Genomic DNA, 16,431 nt, shown 5'->3' on the forward strand with positions numbered 1-16,431 from the left:
CGCCTCTACTTAGACCGGCGATAAAGACGGACACCTACCCGCAGACTGGCCAGCAGATCATCCGCCCCCGCGCCGTCGTGGAAGGTCGATGTCCAACCATCGCTGCCCGCCTCAAATACGACAGCCTCTGGCTCGGCCTGTCCTGCCACGGCGAAGTGCGCGATATAGCGCTTGCGAAAGACGGCACGCTTCTGATCCTCCAGCCAGTCGAGGCGGGCCCATATCTCGTCAGGTTCACGGATGGCCCGAGCCAACAGCAGCAGATCACCAGGTGGAAGGCGCAATTGGCCTTTCGCACCCTCGAACAGCTCGCGACCGATCACCAGCGGATCTCCCGCCAGATCACGGAACACCGCCGGAGCATCGGCTTTGGCACCAAACGTCTTCAGGAAGCGCTCCACTTGCGCGGCTGGCTTGAGGCCTTGCGGCATGCGCTCGACCTCAGCAGCAGGCCTGGCGCCTGGCAGCGGGCGCACCGGAGTGCGGCTAGGCACGCCCGGCGCCGGTTCGACCTTTTGGCCTGGCTCCCGGATCTGAGGCACTGCACCGCTCAGCCTGGATTGACCAGGTGCGTAGTCGAAGCCTGGATCGATGCCCACCGGCACCCTGACTGAGCGAGGGCCAAGCGGGCTGTTCATGCCCACCACCTTCTGCTCGTACTCAATGGCGGGGGCCGGGCCGACTTTCAGGCCCTGCCGTTCCACGTCGCGCTGGCTGACCATGAACTTCTTGCACTTGCAGCCCCAGCCGTTCTGCGGGCTGTGAGTGGACCACCACGGATCGTCCAGGGGCAACACCGTGCCATTCCAGGACAAGTGCATTGGTCGTGGATGGGCGCTGTCCCCGTGGCGATACAGCCCGTATGGCCTGGCCTTCCTTAATTCAGGGTCCGCCATCTGCGCTTCGCGGCCTGCGTTGTAGCTCTGGCGCAGGTTGGTCTCGTAGATCACGCGGGTACGCCAGCCACGGCCACCGTTGTACTGCCAGCCATGCTTGGCGACGACCTGGTCAAAGTCCTTGCGGAACTGTTCCAGGGTGCCGCCACCGGCTATGGCCTTTTCAACCGAGCCCCGCAGGTCAGTCAGCAAGTCCCGCTTGGATGCACCGGCCACCACAAAGGCCCAGTCGTGCTCTTCTTTATATACGTCCGCCCAAGCCCGCGTCGGCAGGCTGGTCTTGCCACGAAAGAAGTCGATCTGTTCCTGGAACGGGAGAGAGCCGTGGGAGACCGCCATTACAGCCCCCTCAGCACGTCATAGCGCCCGGCGAGGTTGGCCGCGATCAAGCCGTCCGCCATGGCGTCGGCCAGGTCGGCACTGTTCATGGCTGGATAGGCCTCGATCAGTCGGTCCCGGAAATCCTCCAGGCTGTCCGAGGCGTCCAGTAGCTCTTTGATTGCATCGACCATGTCATCCATTCCGACCGCTGCCTGACGCTCCAATGCTTGCACCTGGTTGTCCACGATGTCCCGCGTGGACGGAGAGCCCGCAGCCGACTGCTCGCGGTTGGTTGCGGTGGCCAGCGCGGACGGCTGGGCGGCTTGAGCGGTGACGCCAAGGATCTCTGCACCTTCGGCCGGGGCCGGAAGGTTCAGCCTGTCCCTGATCACCGACTGCTCAACGCGCAAGCCCAGCGGCACCAGATCCTTGAGCGCACTGACCAGGAGCTGGACGTTTTCCGGCTCCGGAACGTCGACGATCAAGCGCGGGTATGGCCGACCAGGTGCATAGTTGAGGTCACAGTATGGGCGCACCAGGTGCCGGTTGAGCGTATTGCTCAGGGCCTTTGCATCGGCGGTGAGCAAGTCCAGGCGCACCTCGTTGTGGACCTTGGCTTGTGCCAGGCTTGCGCCGTCGTCGGCACTCATGGTCTGGCCGACCACCGCCTTGCTGACTTGCTTGTCCCACCACTCAGCCAACCCCTTGAAGAACTCGCCAGCCCCGGCGACGTTGGCCGCAGCCTGGAAGTCGATGCGCATGGAATCGGGAATCACGGCCGCAGCATCGCTGCCCAGGTTCGCCACGGCCGACAACAGCACGCCGATATCGTCGGCACTGGCACCAGGGCCGTAGCGACCGACGCGCATGGGAATGCCGTAGATGTCCGCAAAGCCCATCCAGTCCTTCCACGTCCACGCTTTGCACATATATGCAACGGTCGCCAGCCTGGCCAGGCCGCCACGGATGGGCAAACCTGAACGGATGCGAGGCAGGTGCGTGATGAACTTGTACGGCGCGAGGGCGAGTCCGTACATAGGGTCGGCCTCATCGAGCAGGCGCAGCTCACGCCCGGTGGCCTGGTCGAACTGGAAAAAGCGCTGGTCGCGTTGCTCATAGCGCTCCGGCATCCATTCCTTTCCGCTGCGATCCCAGATGATTTCCGACACGGCATAGCCCTTGCCCAAGGCGTCGACCAGGTCCGCTTGCAGCTCCCCGAACTCCGGCTGGGCAACCAGCGCTGTGAGGGCTTCGGCCCGGCGCACATCTTCAGCGTCATCGCTGGCCGCTTCGATACGGACATTCAAGCCAGCGACTGCCAGCTTGCGGGTGCCCAGCACCGACGCGTAGTGCAGATCCCGCTCTTCCATCTCTTCTGCGAGGGTCAGATAGTCATGAGCCTGGCCTTCGACAGCGCCCTGCAGGATGGATGCAAGCCGACCTGGTGTGAGGCCGCTGGCCACTGATGAGTGCCAAACCTGCCGCACGCCGGTCAGCCTTGGGGCGGCCAGCTCTTGAGTAAGCTGGCCGAAGTCGATTGGTCGGCCGTGTTGATCCACGATGCGCGATTGAGCCATTACCAGATGCCTTTTCTGTTGCGCCAGTTACCGCCTGATCCGACCTTGTGGCCTGATTGGGCGCCGGGCTGGACGCGGTGATATTCGAATATTTCGGTTTCTTGGCGAGATGCGTAGTCGGCCAGAACGGCTGCGATACCGGCGTCACCGTGACGTTTATCGCCGCTCTTAGAGCCATCGCCCTTTTCGGTGGTGCGCTTCTCCGGGATGCGGGCAACGCCTTTCACGATCCGGAAAGCCCGGATATCGCCGGTCACATCGCGGTCGGCCGGGATCTCGTCGAAGGTGCCGTCCTCAAGCGCTGCCTTGAATGGCGGCATGTTGTCGCGATACCAGCCCTCACTGAGCATGACCCGCTCAATGCGGTTGAATCCGTACCGCACGGCCGCGCTCTCGGCGAGCTGCGATCCGTTGCCCCTGGCATCCGGAGCGCCTTTGAGGAAGTTGGGCAGGCGGTCGACGATGTAGAACAAGATCTGCTCTTGCTGCTTGAACGGCACGTTTCGCAGCTCGACCAGGAAGGGCGTGCGCTTGCGCAGGTTCTGCTCTTTGACTAGCGGCCAGATCACCGAGAGGTCGCCACTACGGGCGAAGTCGTGCCCGTAGTAGCTATAAACGTCGGTCGGGATCTGGGAAAGGAGCGGCAGCAATTCGCGCTCGCACCACTCCAGCGACTCGGCCATGCGCAGATGCTCAGCGATGGTTTCGTATCCTGGAGGGTATTTGAGCCGGACCACCGGCACATCCTTGCTGGTCCGCTGCTCGATGAGCGCCATGCTCAGGTATGCACCGCCACCCTGACTGGGGACGCAGTCCAGCTCTTCTTCTGCCGCATCGCCGTAGAAGTCGTAAACATCCTGCACCCAAGCTTTCTCTTCCTCGGGGTCGTATGGGATGCCTTTGCGTAGACAGACGCGCTTGTAAAGCCCGTCCGCCACGGCTTCGCGGAAGGTGCAACGAAACAGCTCGCCCTTGCGCTTGCCAGCCCGGATCTCTTCGATCAGGTCATTGAACGGGTTTTCTGCGCCGTCGTGGGTACTGATCACATGCACTTCACCGCCCCAGATCAGCAGAGCGAGCGCCGCCTTGAGCAACTGGGCCAGATCCGCATGGAATCCGGCCTCATCAATGACCACCACGCCCTGTCGCCCCCGCAGGTTGCTCGGGCGACTGGTCAGGGCCACGATCCGGTGCCCTGATGGGAAGGCGATGGCGTAGGTCTTGATGTGCTTGTCAGGGTCGCTGTCAGGCCAGATGCCTTCTTCGATTTCCCCGGCGGCATAGTTGAAGGCCCGCGCCCAAAGGGCGCAGGCCTGGATATACTCGACCGTCATGTCCTGGTTGTATCCCAGGTAATAGACGTTCTGGCCGCCCGCGGGTTTTTCGGACGCGCACACAAGGACGTTATCCGCAGCCTCAGCCCACGTGAGGCCAATACGGCGGGACTTCTCACCGACCTTGAGCGGCGCCCTGATCCCGATCCAATCCTTTTGGTAGTCCAGGAGCACGGCCGGAGCGTCCAAGCCTGCGGTGTTGTCCAGGACAACAGGAATGCTCATGCTTTTTTCCTGCGGCCGAGATACCACGCCATCGTCAGGAAAATCGCGACATTAAGGTCGCAGGACAGGAGCTGATTAGCGTTGCTCTCGTTGGCTCCCAGTGCTGTCAGGCCCGCACAGATTGCAAAGGAAATGAGGTAATTCATGAGGCCATCCCTAGAATCTCGCGGCGGATCTCGTCGACCGTCGCTGCATTGAGCCCACCTTTCTTGGCGATTTTTTCCACCCGAGCAGCGGCCGCTTCGGCCTTCTCGCGGAATTCGGCCTGCCACTTTTTCTGAACCACGGAAGCGCGTCCCAGCTCTGCAACGGCCTTGGCCACCTTGGGTAGATCGATCTGGTCACCGTCGGACATGAGCAGCTTGAATAGATGTTCCTGGACGAGCCGCATCAGGGCCTCGTTGACAGCACCTTCTTCATCGGGGGCGGCCTGAACCACGGCACGGGCCTGCTCGCTGGCCATCTTCAGGGCGGACAGCTTGTCCTCAAACTCGGTGCCATACCGGTGTAGCGCCGATTTGCCGATGGAATAACCACGGCTTTCCAGCTCGCCGGACAGCAGCTCGTAACCGGAAAAGTTGTTCTCGACCAATGACTGATCAAGCCAAGCCTTCACTTCGGCCGGGAGTGCGGCCACCTTGCTACGGGGCGGCATGGGTCACGACCAGTATTTTTCAGGGCGAGCAATGCCCGGATTGCAGGGGATGGTGTACTCGGCGATGTCGACGCCATAGTGGGTCAGCCCACAGATCCATACACCATTCGGCTGCTTCACCAGGGTGACCAGCGACCGGTCAGCCAGGTAGTCCAGTTCGCGGCGCAGCTCCAGCGCCGTGGAGTCTGGATAGATGCCTTGGATGGTAGAGAGCACCACTGCTTCGTGGGGATCGACCGGGCGACTGGTGTTCAGGGTAAGCAGGATGTACCAGCGCAGCGATTCGCGGCGGGTTTTGGCTGGGTCAATCATTGACGCGCTCCTTTGAGCTGGACGTTTTCAAGCTTGAGCGCCAAGGCATCAAGCTTGGCTTCGATCACGGTCTGGTTGCGCACGTAGTCTTCTCGGCGCACGTAGTTCAGGGGCATCTCACCGCGCAGGCGCTCCAAGCCGATCTCGACTTGACGCAACCGCTCCGAGTCCTTGGCTACGGCGTTGAAGCGGTCATCCATGACGGCAAAGCGCTGGTCCAGGCGTCGTTCGGTCTGGGCCAGCAGCAACTTCACCAGCCCGGCGAACATGGCCAGTAAGCTGACGCCAGAGGCGAGCAGTTGCCAGGCTGGTATCTCGATAGTCGGCATCATCGGCGCATCCGCTCCTGGCGATCCTGGCATTCCACACACAGTTCAACACCGGGGATGATCTGCCGTCGGGCTTCTGGAATATCCCCACCGCAGTCCTCGCAGTGCTCCGCAGATGGCCGTTCAGATATTTTCTTTTGTTGTGCCAAATGCGCCGCTATGACCGCAGCGCGGTGGTCGTCTTCGCGCTTAGAGGCAATGTCAATTACGTCCATGAGTATTCCAGTCGATCAGGTGATTGAGTTGTGCGCGGCAGGCGGCGGCGCGCTCACCGTTGCGGGTGTGGTTGAACAACAGGGCTGCTTGGGTAAGTCCGGAAGCCAGGCTGTCAGTGGCTCCGGCTCCTCCGGTCGACGCAGCAGCTCCGCTGGAGCCGGTGCTGGCTTGCATTGTTGTAGCACTGGCAATTCCAAGGGCGCTGTTCCACACCCGGATAAAGCCATTGGTAAAGACAGCAGGAGGCAACGGCTCAAGCTGCGCATCGAGCGCACGCCGGTAGTTGGTGGTGACATTGGCGATTTCCTTGTTGAGTTTTTCGGTGGTGCGGCGCAGCACGTCCTTCTGGTCGGCCAGTTGGTTGGCCAGGCTGTTGCCTCGGTTGGTCTCCGCCAAGAGCCGTTCCGATGCCGCTTCAGCCGCTTGCTTCGCCGCCAGGGCCTGACGAGCCACCTCGTCGGCGTGCATCGCCTTGAGGTCGCTGAGCGCCGCATTGCCTTCGGCCTGGGCTTTACCAAACCCGTCGCTGTAGCCATCCTGGTAGTTCATATGTGCCGTCCACTGGAACAAACCCGCGACGGCGGCTATCAGGGCCAGCGGAACAAGCGCCCTCACAAACGTATTCATGAACAGCTCCCCTTGCCCCAACCGGCCTGGATGTAGATGGGCTCCCACTGACGCAGAATCAGCCGTGGGTATGCCCGGTTTTCTTTGAATGCGGCTGCTGAGCGCCCCGCGTTGAAGCGCTCAACCGAACCGAACCAAGTCAGCTTGTCGGCGCCCTTAGCCGAGGCCAGCTTGCGGTCACGGATCAGCCACCCGAGGCCGCCGTTGTAGGAAGAGAGGATCATGGCCGCCTGCTCGCAGGAGTCGGCGGCAGTAATCCGGCTGGCCAGCCAATGGTCGTAACTGACAAGTGCCTGCATCGACCAGGTGGGGTTATACGGCTCGTTCTTCCCCAAGACCTTTGGGAACGTTGCAGCCAGCCAGGCGGCGGTCGAGGGCATCACTTGGCCCAAGCCTTGCGCGCCGACAGGCGAGCGCGCATCGAACTTCCAGCGGCTTTCCTGGTGGATCTGGCCAGCAAACATGGCGACCGGTGCGTCCAACCCCCACTCAGCCTGCGCGATACGGGTGAGGTCGCGCTGGTATCGCTCCGCAACGACGGGAATGTCAGCAAGCGCCATGATTGGCACCAGAGCCCCGATGACCAATCCGATTAGTAAGATTCGCCGCATGGTCAGAGCCCCAGTGTCAGACCGAGGATGCAGGCCATCACGACCAGGGCGCGGCGCAGGCCTGCCCAGGGTTGGTGGACTCGCATTACCTGGTTAGGGCGGGCATAGGGAAACAGCGCCCGGTCGATCCAGTAACCCAGCACACCGCCGCCCGTTACCAGACCGGCCTTGTACAGAACTACTGGGAGTTTGGTTGGCGCGATCAACGCCAGGACGATCAGCATCGCCAGGGTGATGACGATCCAGTTGGTCATGCGAGGCGCACGGGGGCGCCCACGTCCTTTTCGAAAGTTCATGCGCGAAACTCACTTGATGGTTTGATGGATGAACGCAACCCGGCCAGGTGCTGGGCGGCTACTTCGGGATTACCGCGAGAGCGCTGGGGCTCGTGGTATGCGGCATGCGCGATGGGTTTGGCTTTTGGTGTCGGTCGTAACTTCTCACGCTGACGGACCGTTTCCGCATCGCGCTCTTCGGCGATGGAAACGTGCTTGAGTGCCAAGTCCAGCCAGTCCGATGGGCATGCCTGGATAGCGGCTTTGCGACCCTCCTGAGATGCAGTTGCATGAATCAGGGCGGCGTACGCACGGGGCGAAGTTGGCTTTGGCTGGGTGGACATGACGCGAATCCGTCTGCGAGAAGTACCCGGCTAGATTCGCGTCTATTGAGAGAGGGGAGAGTTTCTTAAACGCACAAGAAAAAGCCCCGCACTTGGCGAGGCTTCGGAGGTCGTCAGTTCACTATGATCAGGTACAACAATGCGGCTGAAGTAAAAAACGATACTATCAGTTTTAGGCGTGACCCTTGGGTCACTCGATGCCGTACGTAAAGATAAACTGTTGCCACGTAAAATTGCCCAAACAGCACAGGCACAGCCCACATATAGGCAGGCTTCGAATATCCTGCGCGCCTAAGCATATGAACATCCAGGACGATGACACAGCACCACGCGAGTATCGCAACGACACCTACTGTCGGGATTTTAGCTACAGGTGCGGTGTACACCATCACAACCCAAAGTGCAGGAAAAACCGCCACCAACCAAGCCCATAGCTGAAACATGCTTTCTTTGCGAATGGGGGGAGGCAGTGTGAGACCGCTAGCGAGGTTCGTTTCGCTCAGCGGCCCCCAATCGAGCATGCCCGTTTGCCAAACTAGAGTATCGAGACGTAACTTGTTCTGTCGCACAAGCTCCTGCATCGCAGTGGTTGTTACTGGCCCCTTCCTGGTGCCCGAATCATCGTAAAACCACTGCTCGTCTGACATTAATGAATGCTCCCTTTAGGTTCGTCGAAACCAAACAAATCGGGCTCGTTGCGGCGATGCAGTGCCCGTTGCCGGGCGATGATGTCATAAATTGTAGGAGAGGCAAGCCGATACTTCCTAACCAGGTCAGACGGCTGGATATTATTGTCCCGCCAATCACGAAATATCGACGCATCCCGCATGGCCTTCTTGAGCGCCTCACCGCGTGGCAAATAAACCACGCTGCCCCCCATCACATCGCAAATCGCAAAGACCACGAAACGGGCGATCTCAGGGACATCAGTTCGTTCACCCAACTTGGCGCGCAACTCAGCTTCAGCGATCTCAACCATTTCCTTAAGCGTGCCTTCCCAACGCAATAGGACTGCGGGGTCTTCCATGTGTGCCAAGACTTTGTTCGGGTCCAGGCTGTCCGTATCATCGGGGAACAGAGATTCCGTCATGATGCTTGAGCCCCCCGGCGCTTAGCGTCGTACCCAAGAGCCGCAACTACACCCTGGAGTTGCTTTGGGTTCAGCCATTCTGTTCGCTCAACTTTGTACATCCGCTTGGCCATGCCATCGGCATAGGCCCAAGTGCGGCCAGCGGTGGTCAACAAAGCACCGATCTTGTTTATCAACTTCTCACGCTCCGGGCTCGCCTTTGGTGCAGCTCGACCGGTGTTCTTCTTGGGCTTCCAGCCCAGCCGCTCAAACTCGCTGAGCACTGCGGCCATCTGTGCTGGCTTCAACCCCTTGGACGATTGTGCGCCTGTGACGCGCATAAGAAGTGCGCGGTAGGTGTCGTCATCAATTCCCAAGTCTTTTTTGGCGATGTGGATCTTTGATAACTGAATGCTTCGTGTATTCATAGTGTTCATCCTTCCATATGGACGCCTATCCTGACCGGGAGGCGATTAGTGCAGGCGCGTGATGTCCTTGTTATTGGCAACCAGATGTTTTTTCAGAGAGGTAAAGCTCTTCCACGACCAGTCGTACGTGTAGAACTTGATTGCTGCCAACCGTGTTGCCTCACGCTTTCCGTACATTTTCCGGTAGAACTCAATGCTCTTTTTCGAATGGAGAGAACGAGTCACCTTGCGATAAAAGCGGCGGGTTTCCTCATGCTCAGGCTCACCGGTTTTGTTATCGCACTTCAACCAGATACCTTTGATATACCCGTTAACGTAGACCGTTGTGCCCCAGCTCTTCTTTCCTGGCTCTGTGATCTGCACAACGTCGACTTCGAAGTCATCACACTTCAGTTTCATGGATCCGTATGGGCTGTCCATCTGCTCTTTCAGTTCATTCCAGTCTGCCTGTTCCATCGTGTTCCTCGGCTGCTCATCAGTACCGGGCAACCACACCCGGCAGACCGCCCCGGTTTCCCGAGACGGTTTCGCTTTAATGGAGGGTTGGTTTGAGAATCAGCTTCTCGCGCATTGCCATGCAGATATCGCAGTCGCAGCCACCAAGGTGACGCTCAGAGGTTTCAAGAGGCAGCCGGGCAATCAGCCTGGCTGACTGGACCATCGCGGTTGCGACGCGGCCAGCTTTGCTGCCGTGGATCTGTGCTTGGTTATCAACAGAGATGGAAACGCCATCGGTGCTGTCTTCTACAACGATTTGGAACTTGCTCATTCGCACTACTCGCTAGGTTCGGATGTTGGCTGGCAGATTTATTAGGGACAGATCAGTGCAGGGTTGATGGCGCGCTATCCGCCACGAAGATGCTTGCGATATCCAACGGGATCGGCGCGTACTGATCCGATTCCCCGATACGCTCATAAACCCTGATGTAGCTCTTCGAACCCACCACCTGGACGGCCTCGCCGATGGCAGTCATTGCCCGCTTCCAACGGTCATCCAGGATCTCCAGCCGACGCAGCGCGAGTACGCGACCGGTGCTGATCTCGCCAGCCTTGTCAGCACGAAAGGCCTCGTTGACCAGGACGCGCACCTCGCTACGTGCATCCTGGGTCCACTCCGCCGCGCACTCGTCGATGAGAACGCGAGCGGCTTTAAGGCGCTCATCGAACTTGATGGAGTCCTGGACGGCGTGGACGATCTTGAATTGCCCATCAAACGAGAACAGGGTTACGTTCCCTTTCTTGCCACCGATGGTCGCCTTGTACTGCTCTGCCGACATCTCTACGAATGCCTTGATGTCACCGAATGCGGCGACCTTGAACTTTGCCAACGCGCTGGAGACGGCCTTAGCGCCCTCGACAAGTTCGTTGACCAACTGATCTCGGGCCAAGTCGATTGGCTTGATCAGCACTTCCGGAACCAGGTGGCCCCTTGCGTCCTTCCGAAAACCTTCTGGGATGTTGTTCATTGCTGTTGTTCCATGTCTGTTGGTTTAGAGGCCCTGTCTTGCAGCTCCGCAAACGCTGCCATGGCCTGTTTTTTTGACTCTTCGATCTCGTTGTCCGACTTGAGGGCCGCATCTGGATTAGCCCGGCGCTTCATCCTCGCCATGAGCTGATCTAATGCTTCATTCCCCGTCCGGATCTGTTCTTCTGTCCGCTTCTGTTTGATGTAACGCTGCTCAACTGGCTGAATCGGCAGCTCCCGCAGCAACAGGGCTGGAGGAGGCCAACGCTCACAGTTGGCAAACAACGTTTCGAACGCTTTGGCGATGCGTGAGGCGTCCTGTTCCTCGTTCCACTCCCGCCCTTTGGTCATAGCCACAAGCCAGATGTCCGCTGTTTTGGTGGCGGCATCTGCCGCTGGAGCGCCATCGAGCCGTAGAGCGAGCAAGCCAGTTACACCCTTCGCGATTTCGCGCTTGAGCCAACCGTTACCCATTCGCCCAGTTCTCCAGTGCGTTGATCGCTGCTGCGGTCTGGCTTTGCGGACGCTGGCGCGCCGGTAAGGTGTGGCTCTCTGGTGCCAAAACCATCGCTCCACCAACCGCGGCGGGCTGATACTGGGTCATGACCTGGTACAGCCAGCCATGCCCCTTGAGCGGCGTTGTAAGCCTGCCGGACTCACGGGCTATCAGCGCTTGATCGATAGCCCACAACCAACATTCAGGCGGGGCTTCGAACACCTGGCCGCTGCGCTCGATGCGCTGTGCCTGGACATCTGGCAACAGCTCTCCGAGCAGCTTCGCAACTCGATCCAACGTCAGCTCGCGGGCCTCGGGACGGAACAACCCGAGGTAACGCACCAGGGCATTACCGAGAGGGCCGGACATCTTGAATGCAATCCCCAGCGCATCGCGGGCGCCGTCATGCGCAATCAGGGCATCGAGCGAAAGTGTGGTGCCGCAGTTCGGGCAACGGGTGCGCATCAATGCACCCCCTGATAACGAATGCGAAGTACACCGCCACAGGCTGAGGCCATGGGGGCCGGATGGGTCTTGAACCAGGCGATCTGAGCGTCCGACCATTCGCCTTCCGCTTCGCTTTCAGGCATAGACCGGTGATAGGCCTCCACCTGATCGCGAAACTGACCAGCTTCCGCCGCTGTAGGGAAGGCAGCAATTTGGAAAGCACCACCTTCGAACTGAGCATCCAGCACCTCGACAAGCCACACACCAGCCTTGCGGGAACCAAACGTTAGACTCTCAGTCGTATCTGCCGCAGATACGTCCAAAATTTGAGGATCAACCGAAAAGCTGGACTCCAGCTCGCTCGCCCGGATCTGCGCAAAACCGCGTGAGGCGGCGAAGCCAATCACTCGGCCTTCGCTGCATAACCGAAACATACGGCCGCTCTCATGGATCTGAATCTCAGGCTTAGTGGACGGTTGCATAGCCATCGCCTCCGCAGTTCGGATTGTTTGGGCATTGCTGGCATGCGCGCCAGTGCTGCATCGCCATGGGGTTGTGCGTAGGCGCAGGGCGTTTATAGAAGCCTTGGCATTGCTCGACGGTCAAAGTGTCGCCAACAGCAACGCAATCGATCCGCCCCAGCACTTCCATTACACGGCGTTCAACTCCAGCGGTGCTTGGGCTGGTGTACTTGTTTACAAGAATCAGGCTGACCGCTGTGCGACTCATCCCGATTCGCTCACCAGCCTTGGCGCGATTGGTCGCCGCAGCCTCGGCGGCAAGTAGGCGTACGAAAAGCGGCGGTTCGTCACCCCACCCGGAAATTTTTACTTGGCTCATTGCAGACCTCCAGACTCGCCCGGTGTTGCCAGCTCCAACTGAGTGCGCTGCACCAGATCAGGGGACGGCTTGACTGTCGTCTTGCCACCATCAGTAAGCTTCAACCATTCGCCAAGCAGATCGCGGGTACGCAACAGCGCAACACCTGGTTCCACCAAGCTGCGATCAGCATCTATTGAGCCTGTAGTTTTGGCGTATACCAGCTTGTTCAAGTTCGGGTCATAGACTTGAAGCGAATCGAGTTTACGAATCTCAGGTGGGCGAGGCCCCGTGTGTTTGCCCGGAACAAGTTGGTAAGTCTCAGGGGTGTTCCTGTCGCACTCGGTCTTATCGAGATATCCAGCTTCGGCCAAAGCGTGGAGGTATTGGCGAACCCTGATAATTGTCATAGGAACGCCACCGGCAGATGCTGTATGCAACACGGTGTCAGCAGTGAAGGCTCCCTTGAGAATTCGAATGCTGCGCCAGATATTTTCAGTGATCAGATGGAGATAGGTGCGCTCACCCTTCCTATTTAGCCGAGGATATTCAACGCCTTCGTCGCGCACCAATGAGTACACACGACTCTCTTTCCCGTCTGGCGATTCAACAAGCTGAATGATTCCAGCCTTTGCCAACACACTGAAAAAGTCGTTGATCTCTCTTGGCATCTGACCACTACGCCTGGCGATATCATTGATCGAGAACGCTGGGCCGAGTATACGAATGGCTTCCCAAATACGCTGACGTGGCTCTTTTCCACCAGTTACGACAAGGTGTGGTTTACGACCGACCATTTAGATAGACCTCCGGACAGGGGCTTCGCCAGTAAACCACCCGCGCTTGCCCCACGTAGCCAGGTCGACCCGGTCCCACATGTTTGCAGAGGCTTCGCATTGCACTTTGTAAAGGTTCACTGCAACTCGGCGCAGGCATCCGCGAACGGATTGGCACAGGTCCTCAAGCAGATCCTCGCCAATTTCAAGATCCGGATAATTCGACTTCGACAGCTCAATGACATCTTCGACCGATGCCCGCTGGGCCGGCACCCACTCCACTACTCGATTGTGGAGACGTTCGAGTTTTGCCAAAGAAGTTGGCACGCGCTCTTCACCGATTAGGACGATTGTTCCCTGGCTTGCGTTGTAGAGGTCGGTGAGAATGTTCGCGATTGCTTTGTCCAGCATGTACTGAACATCGTCAACGATCAGTGGCCGCCTGGACCGTGACAGCTGTTCCGCGATCTGCTCCATCATTTCGCCGACGGTGCGACCCGGTGCAACAGCCATGTCTTTAAGGACTGCCATCAAGAAGCCTTTCTTGGACCAGGTTTCTTTACACTCAACGTAGTACGCACGGTGCTGATTTGCAGCAAAGGACGCCGCGACAGATTTACCCAAGCCACTCGGTCCATACATCACGACCAGACCAGGCAGGCCCGCCGGACGAGCTTGCGCACGTTTTACCGCTCCTGCGAGTAGGCCAACATTGGTAAGGGCTACGATTTTAGTTACACTCATTGTGCTTCTCCTTTCTCTAGCGTGCGTCAACACGCTGGTCTCCAATAAACGCGGGCTCTCAACCCGCGTGTTTTTCAATACCTTCCATCAGCTCACGCTGATAAGTCAGATCCGGGTGGGTGGAATAGCTCTTCCACCAACGCGCTTCAAAATCATCAAGTTCTTCGCCAGATGCTTGGCGCGTATCCAGCTTCTTCCAAAGTCGATAACGCGCTACGTCGTTATCTGGAATCTCAAAGCTCGGCCGTTGCGCGACTACTTCCCTGGCATATTCCAGCGCCGCTGCTCGCTCGTCTTGTTGCAGGGCCGCTGAGGGTGCGGTGGAAGGAGCGATCATTTCCACGCGATGCCCTGTAAGCACCTCCAGCTTGTCTACGGCACGCTTGAACTGGCCTTTTTCACGCTTCTCACGTGCCTGCTCGACCATTGTTCTCGGCATGTAGTCCGTGGTGTTTCCATCAAGCTGGGCGGCACCGATCAGTTCCCCGTCTAACGTGTACGCCCAGATCTGGCTAGCATCTCTAACGTCGTAGGCAATACGTATTTCTTGATCATGAAAGGCCGTTAGATCGGGGGCGAAATAGGTGTTACCTGACCAGGCAATTTCGCCCCGTCGAGATTTCCTGATGACCTGCGGCCGCATCAGTGAATCCACCAACGAGCTAGGTGCGACGATTGGTTCCCATCCTTCAGATATCGCGGCCTGCCATGCTTCATTCGGGGTCATGTGGCGTAATACGCCAGTCTCAGGGTCGCGAAACTTGGAAAGCCCACGGTGCGGTGTGCTGTTGTAGGCGGCGATTTCGTGTTCCATGCCTGACATGAATTCGGCAAACGTCGGCAAGACCTGGCTTTTCCCCATCTCGCGTAGCTCTTTACGGCCGATACGATGCACACGGGTCCCCGCGTGTTTGTCCATATCCGCCCCGATATAGCTGGTTAGTTTCTTTGCTGCGCGTACCCAAATGGTTTGGTGCCCCCGCTCAGAAAGACCGCGAGCCTGACTGTTGTAGGGAAGCGAATGGGTCATCGTTCCGCCGATGCGATCTACGACCTCTCGCACGGTGTCGTTGGCAAAGCCGGACCCGTTGTCGACATAGAAAATGGCGAACATGCACTCACGAATAGCGTCGCGCAGCGCGTCCAGCACGCCGATGGCGGATTCGGATTCTCCGACCGAAACGCCAACAACTTTTCGGGTTGCCACGTCGAGTACCGTTGTGATTTCAGGGCGGTACGGTTTGCCTGTTAGAGGATTGATTACCTCGGCATCGAACTTATGACCGTCCGCTGTGTACACATCTCCAGGAAACAGGCTTTTCGTAGATCGCCGCCGGAACGATTGCAGGGATTTCAACTCCTGGGGGCTCATACGCCCAGCGTTCAAGGCGTCTGGAGATAGTTTTTTCAAGAACCGCTTTACAGCGTGGATACTTGGTACGGTCCCGCCGTACCCGCTGGCAAACTCCATATAACTCGCCGCCACGCTTGGCTTTGTTGGACGCTGGTAGCACCGAAGGAACTCTTTAGCCCACTCGGGAATCGCGAGATTTGGTCGCTGCCTCAACGGAGCCAATCCACTCTCACCGTGAGCCTTATACGCAGCTATCCACCGTTTCAGCGTTCGTTCGGATAGGCCTCGATCTCCAGTCTTGCGGTCATTAGCAAGGTCCACACGCTCCATCAGATAGGGACTCAATGCGCAGTCGCGTGCCTGTTTGACCAAAATGTCTATTGCGCGGCTCTGAGACACGGCGACGGACATACGCTCGATCTCACGAACGAAGCAAAGCCGAGCAACCATCACCGCTTTTTGTGTGTCGTTCAGCCGGTCGCTCACTTTGACGGCTTGCGAGGTATTGACCGCTGGAAGGCTCTCTTTTGGTGCCGCTGCATCTCCACTTACCGATAGAGCAAGCAGCGCCGTCTGGGTTTCTACAGGCAATTGGCTGAACGAGTATTCCACCGCCTTACTGCCCAATCGGCGCTGTCCTTCCCAGCCCATACGCTCTGCGAGCTTCCTGATTCCAGGTACTGTTCCCGGTAGGCCTGGCAGCCCCGCCAATTCTTGAAGCGTATAGAAACTACGCATCTCGGTTACCCTGCTTGGTTTTACTGTTACCAACCGGACTAGATCCGGTATGCTTTCGATATACCGAATTCGCTTCCGCACGATTCGGGCGTTGGCGGATTGGTGATCCGTCAGCGTTCCACCGCTCGGGCCACAGTTGCTCAGGCTTCAGGCCCAAAGCGTCGGCAATCGCACGCTCCACCCTTGGGTAGGGGCGCTGCTTGGCGTTGCGGATGGCTCGCTCGTTCAGATCGTGATCTCTCGCAAGATCGGCAAAGCAGGTGCCGCGTACACGGAGTTGGAATTTGATCCACTCCCACCGGCTTTCCAGATCAAGAGGTATGTCGAAGGTTTTCATTCAATAACCATCATCTAGGGTGGTTTTTTTCGGCTT

Annotated in this window: 26 protein-coding genes and 1 other RNA gene; all 27 read right to left on the reverse strand. The window is 58.5% G+C overall.

Annotated features, from left to right (window positions below; all coding sequences use genetic code 11):
- Positions 1-5: 5 nt before the first annotated feature.
- Positions 6-1,235 carry a PBECR2 nuclease fold domain-containing protein gene (locus QZH45_RS11560; protein ID WP_055134830.1) on the reverse strand — a complete coding sequence of 410 codons (1,230 nt, stop codon included), beginning with the start codon at positions 1,233-1,235 and terminating at the stop codon, positions 6-8.
- Positions 1,235-2,794 carry a DUF935 domain-containing protein gene (locus QZH45_RS11565; protein ID WP_055134829.1) on the reverse strand — a complete coding sequence of 520 codons (1,560 nt, stop codon included), beginning with the start codon at positions 2,792-2,794 and terminating at the stop codon, positions 1,235-1,237. Before QZH45_RS11565 ends, QZH45_RS11560 begins: the two co-directional genes overlap by 1 nt.
- On the reverse strand, positions 2,794-4,353 hold the full coding sequence (locus tag QZH45_RS11570) for a hypothetical protein (protein ID WP_055134828.1): 1,560 nt from the start codon (positions 4,351-4,353) through the stop codon (positions 2,794-2,796). The genes QZH45_RS11565 and QZH45_RS11570 overlap by 1 nt, the downstream gene beginning before the upstream one ends.
- Positions 4,350-4,499: a hypothetical protein gene (locus tag QZH45_RS11575; RefSeq protein WP_199275570.1), complete on the reverse strand. Its 150-nt coding sequence runs from the start codon at positions 4,497-4,499 to the stop codon at positions 4,350-4,352. Before QZH45_RS11575 ends, QZH45_RS11570 begins: the two co-directional genes overlap by 4 nt.
- On the reverse strand, positions 4,496-5,008 hold the full coding sequence (locus QZH45_RS11580) for a DUF3486 family protein (protein WP_055134827.1): 513 nt from the start codon (positions 5,006-5,008) through the stop codon (positions 4,496-4,498). The genes QZH45_RS11575 and QZH45_RS11580 overlap by 4 nt, the downstream gene beginning before the upstream one ends.
- Positions 5,009-5,011: 3 nt before the next feature.
- Positions 5,012-5,320, reverse strand: coding sequence for a hypothetical protein (locus QZH45_RS11585; RefSeq protein ID WP_055134826.1), 309 nt, complete (start codon positions 5,318-5,320; stop codon positions 5,012-5,014).
- Positions 5,317-5,652, reverse strand: a complete 336-nt coding sequence (locus QZH45_RS11590) for a hypothetical protein (RefSeq protein ID WP_241775212.1) — start codon at positions 5,650-5,652, stop codon at positions 5,317-5,319. The genes QZH45_RS11585 and QZH45_RS11590 overlap by 4 nt, the downstream gene beginning before the upstream one ends.
- A complete protein-coding gene (locus QZH45_RS11595; protein ID WP_055134825.1) occupies positions 5,649-5,864 on the reverse strand; it encodes a TraR/DksA C4-type zinc finger protein in 216 nt (71 codons plus the stop codon). Before QZH45_RS11595 ends, QZH45_RS11590 begins: the two co-directional genes overlap by 4 nt.
- A complete protein-coding gene (locus QZH45_RS11600; protein ID WP_055134824.1) occupies positions 5,851-6,492 on the reverse strand; it encodes a hypothetical protein in 642 nt (213 codons plus the stop codon). Before QZH45_RS11600 ends, QZH45_RS11595 begins: the two co-directional genes overlap by 14 nt.
- Positions 6,489-7,103, reverse strand: coding sequence for a transglycosylase SLT domain-containing protein (locus tag QZH45_RS11605; RefSeq protein ID WP_055134823.1), 615 nt, complete (start codon positions 7,101-7,103; stop codon positions 6,489-6,491). Before QZH45_RS11605 ends, QZH45_RS11600 begins: the two co-directional genes overlap by 4 nt.
- A gap of 2 nt (positions 7,104-7,105) precedes the next feature.
- Positions 7,106-7,399 (reverse strand): putative holin, encoded by a 294-nt coding sequence (locus tag QZH45_RS11610; RefSeq protein WP_241775211.1) that lies wholly within the window; start codon positions 7,397-7,399, stop codon positions 7,106-7,108.
- The gene (locus QZH45_RS11615) at positions 7,396-7,722 is read right to left on the reverse strand and encodes a hypothetical protein (protein WP_152980059.1); all 327 of its coding nucleotides are present in this window, start codon (positions 7,720-7,722) and stop codon (positions 7,396-7,398) included. Before QZH45_RS11615 ends, QZH45_RS11610 begins: the two co-directional genes overlap by 4 nt.
- A 113-nt stretch (positions 7,723-7,835) precedes the next feature.
- The gene (locus QZH45_RS11620; RefSeq protein ID WP_055134821.1) at positions 7,836-8,369 is read right to left on the reverse strand and encodes a DUF4339 domain-containing protein; all 534 of its coding nucleotides are present in this window, start codon (positions 8,367-8,369) and stop codon (positions 7,836-7,838) included.
- The gene (locus QZH45_RS11625; protein WP_055134820.1) at positions 8,369-8,812 is read right to left on the reverse strand and encodes a Mor transcription activator family protein; all 444 of its coding nucleotides are present in this window, start codon (positions 8,810-8,812) and stop codon (positions 8,369-8,371) included. The genes QZH45_RS11620 and QZH45_RS11625 overlap by 1 nt, the downstream gene beginning before the upstream one ends.
- On the reverse strand, positions 8,809-9,219 hold the full coding sequence (locus QZH45_RS11630; RefSeq protein ID WP_055134819.1) for a gp16 family protein: 411 nt from the start codon (positions 9,217-9,219) through the stop codon (positions 8,809-8,811). Before QZH45_RS11630 ends, QZH45_RS11625 begins: the two co-directional genes overlap by 4 nt.
- Before the next feature lie 45 nt (positions 9,220-9,264).
- Complete coding sequence (locus QZH45_RS11635; protein WP_055134818.1) at positions 9,265-9,675, reverse strand: hypothetical protein; 411 nt, start codon at positions 9,673-9,675, stop codon at positions 9,265-9,267.
- Between the two features lie 6 nt (positions 9,676-9,681).
- An RNA gene (locus QZH45_RS11640) (hammerhead ribozyme type II) lies at positions 9,682-9,752 on the reverse strand.
- Positions 9,752-9,988 (reverse strand): hypothetical protein, encoded by a 237-nt coding sequence (locus QZH45_RS11645; protein WP_055134817.1) that lies wholly within the window; start codon positions 9,986-9,988, stop codon positions 9,752-9,754. The genes QZH45_RS11640 and QZH45_RS11645 overlap by 1 nt, the downstream gene beginning before the upstream one ends.
- Positions 9,989-10,040: 52 nt before the next feature.
- The gene (locus QZH45_RS11650; RefSeq protein WP_055134816.1) at positions 10,041-10,685 is read right to left on the reverse strand and encodes a DUF3164 family protein; all 645 of its coding nucleotides are present in this window, start codon (positions 10,683-10,685) and stop codon (positions 10,041-10,043) included.
- Positions 10,682-11,158: a hypothetical protein gene (locus tag QZH45_RS11655; RefSeq protein WP_055134815.1), complete on the reverse strand. Its 477-nt coding sequence runs from the start codon at positions 11,156-11,158 to the stop codon at positions 10,682-10,684. Before QZH45_RS11655 ends, QZH45_RS11650 begins: the two co-directional genes overlap by 4 nt.
- Positions 11,151-11,645, reverse strand: coding sequence for a hypothetical protein (locus QZH45_RS11660; protein ID WP_055134814.1), 495 nt, complete (start codon positions 11,643-11,645; stop codon positions 11,151-11,153). The genes QZH45_RS11655 and QZH45_RS11660 overlap by 8 nt, the downstream gene beginning before the upstream one ends.
- Positions 11,645-12,109: a hypothetical protein gene (locus tag QZH45_RS11665; RefSeq protein ID WP_152980058.1), complete on the reverse strand. Its 465-nt coding sequence runs from the start codon at positions 12,107-12,109 to the stop codon at positions 11,645-11,647. Before QZH45_RS11665 ends, QZH45_RS11660 begins: the two co-directional genes overlap by 1 nt.
- The gene (locus tag QZH45_RS11670; protein ID WP_055134812.1) at positions 12,093-12,467 is read right to left on the reverse strand and encodes a hypothetical protein; all 375 of its coding nucleotides are present in this window, start codon (positions 12,465-12,467) and stop codon (positions 12,093-12,095) included. Before QZH45_RS11670 ends, QZH45_RS11665 begins: the two co-directional genes overlap by 17 nt.
- The gene (locus tag QZH45_RS11675; RefSeq protein ID WP_055134811.1) at positions 12,464-13,243 is read right to left on the reverse strand and encodes a hypothetical protein; all 780 of its coding nucleotides are present in this window, start codon (positions 13,241-13,243) and stop codon (positions 12,464-12,466) included. Before QZH45_RS11675 ends, QZH45_RS11670 begins: the two co-directional genes overlap by 4 nt.
- Positions 13,244-13,966 carry an AAA family ATPase gene (locus tag QZH45_RS11680; protein ID WP_055134810.1) on the reverse strand — a complete coding sequence of 241 codons (723 nt, stop codon included), beginning with the start codon at positions 13,964-13,966 and terminating at the stop codon, positions 13,244-13,246.
- 58 nt (positions 13,967-14,024) lie between these two features.
- Complete coding sequence (locus QZH45_RS11685; protein ID WP_055134809.1) at positions 14,025-16,058, reverse strand: DNA-binding protein; 2,034 nt, start codon at positions 16,056-16,058, stop codon at positions 14,025-14,027.
- Positions 16,051-16,395, reverse strand: a complete 345-nt coding sequence (locus QZH45_RS11690; protein WP_055134808.1) for a helix-turn-helix domain-containing protein — start codon at positions 16,393-16,395, stop codon at positions 16,051-16,053. The genes QZH45_RS11685 and QZH45_RS11690 overlap by 8 nt, the downstream gene beginning before the upstream one ends.
- Between the last annotated feature and the right edge of the window lie 36 nt (positions 16,396-16,431).

Source organism: Pseudomonas corrugata (assembly GCF_050920615.1).
GTDB lineage: Bacteria > Pseudomonadota > Gammaproteobacteria > Pseudomonadales > Pseudomonadaceae > Aquipseudomonas > Aquipseudomonas corrugata.

What these genes read in the sequence shown, in the direction of transcription:
- QZH45_RS11560 (WP_055134830.1), bottom strand. Translation starts at nt 1,235, where the DNA reads ATGGCGGTCTCCCACGGCTCTCTCCCGTTCCAGGAACAGATCGACTTC.
- QZH45_RS11565 (WP_055134829.1), bottom strand. Translation starts at nt 2,794, where the DNA reads ATGGCTCAATCGCGCATCGTGGATCAACACGGCCGACCAATCGACTTC.
- QZH45_RS11570 (WP_055134828.1), bottom strand. Translation starts at nt 4,353, where the DNA reads ATGAGCATTCCTGTTGTCCTGGACAACACCGCAGGCTTGGACGCTCCG.
- QZH45_RS11575 (WP_199275570.1), bottom strand. Translation starts at nt 4,499, where the DNA reads ATGAATTACCTCATTTCCTTTGCAATCTGTGCGGGCCTGACAGCACTG.
- QZH45_RS11580 (WP_055134827.1), bottom strand. Translation starts at nt 5,008, where the DNA reads ATGCCGCCCCGTAGCAAGGTGGCCGCACTCCCGGCCGAAGTGAAGGCT.
- QZH45_RS11585 (WP_055134826.1), bottom strand. Translation starts at nt 5,320, where the DNA reads ATGATTGACCCAGCCAAAACCCGCCGCGAATCGCTGCGCTGGTACATC.
- QZH45_RS11590 (WP_241775212.1), bottom strand. Translation starts at nt 5,652, where the DNA reads ATGATGCCGACTATCGAGATACCAGCCTGGCAACTGCTCGCCTCTGGC.
- QZH45_RS11595 (WP_055134825.1), bottom strand. Translation starts at nt 5,864, where the DNA reads ATGGACGTAATTGACATTGCCTCTAAGCGCGAAGACGACCACCGCGCT.
- QZH45_RS11600 (WP_055134824.1), bottom strand. Translation starts at nt 6,492, where the DNA reads ATGAATACGTTTGTGAGGGCGCTTGTTCCGCTGGCCCTGATAGCCGCC.
- QZH45_RS11605 (WP_055134823.1), bottom strand. Translation starts at nt 7,103, where the DNA reads ATGCGGCGAATCTTACTAATCGGATTGGTCATCGGGGCTCTGGTGCCA.
- QZH45_RS11610 (WP_241775211.1), bottom strand. Translation starts at nt 7,399, where the DNA reads ATGAACTTTCGAAAAGGACGTGGGCGCCCCCGTGCGCCTCGCATGACC.
- QZH45_RS11615 (WP_152980059.1), bottom strand. Translation starts at nt 7,722, where the DNA reads ATGTCCACCCAGCCAAAGCCAACTTCGCCCCGTGCGTACGCCGCCCTG.
- QZH45_RS11620 (WP_055134821.1), bottom strand. Translation starts at nt 8,369, where the DNA reads ATGTCAGACGAGCAGTGGTTTTACGATGATTCGGGCACCAGGAAGGGG.
- QZH45_RS11625 (WP_055134820.1), bottom strand. Translation starts at nt 8,812, where the DNA reads ATGACGGAATCTCTGTTCCCCGATGATACGGACAGCCTGGACCCGAAC.
- QZH45_RS11630 (WP_055134819.1), bottom strand. Translation starts at nt 9,219, where the DNA reads ATGAATACACGAAGCATTCAGTTATCAAAGATCCACATCGCCAAAAAA.
- QZH45_RS11635 (WP_055134818.1), bottom strand. Translation starts at nt 9,675, where the DNA reads ATGGAACAGGCAGACTGGAATGAACTGAAAGAGCAGATGGACAGCCCA.
- QZH45_RS11645 (WP_055134817.1), bottom strand. Translation starts at nt 9,988, where the DNA reads ATGAGCAAGTTCCAAATCGTTGTAGAAGACAGCACCGATGGCGTTTCC.
- QZH45_RS11650 (WP_055134816.1), bottom strand. Translation starts at nt 10,685, where the DNA reads ATGAACAACATCCCAGAAGGTTTTCGGAAGGACGCAAGGGGCCACCTG.
- QZH45_RS11655 (WP_055134815.1), bottom strand. Translation starts at nt 11,158, where the DNA reads ATGGGTAACGGTTGGCTCAAGCGCGAAATCGCGAAGGGTGTAACTGGC.
- QZH45_RS11660 (WP_055134814.1), bottom strand. Translation starts at nt 11,645, where the DNA reads ATGCGCACCCGTTGCCCGAACTGCGGCACCACACTTTCGCTCGATGCC.
- QZH45_RS11665 (WP_152980058.1), bottom strand. Translation starts at nt 12,109, where the DNA reads ATGCAACCGTCCACTAAGCCTGAGATTCAGATCCATGAGAGCGGCCGT.
- QZH45_RS11670 (WP_055134812.1), bottom strand. Translation starts at nt 12,467, where the DNA reads ATGAGCCAAGTAAAAATTTCCGGGTGGGGTGACGAACCGCCGCTTTTC.
- QZH45_RS11675 (WP_055134811.1), bottom strand. Translation starts at nt 13,243, where the DNA reads ATGGTCGGTCGTAAACCACACCTTGTCGTAACTGGTGGAAAAGAGCCA.
- QZH45_RS11680 (WP_055134810.1), bottom strand. Translation starts at nt 13,966, where the DNA reads ATGAGTGTAACTAAAATCGTAGCCCTTACCAATGTTGGCCTACTCGCA.
- QZH45_RS11685 (WP_055134809.1), bottom strand. Translation starts at nt 16,058, where the DNA reads ATGCGTAGTTTCTATACGCTTCAAGAATTGGCGGGGCTGCCAGGCCTA.
- QZH45_RS11690 (WP_055134808.1), bottom strand. Translation starts at nt 16,395, where the DNA reads ATGAAAACCTTCGACATACCTCTTGATCTGGAAAGCCGGTGGGAGTGG.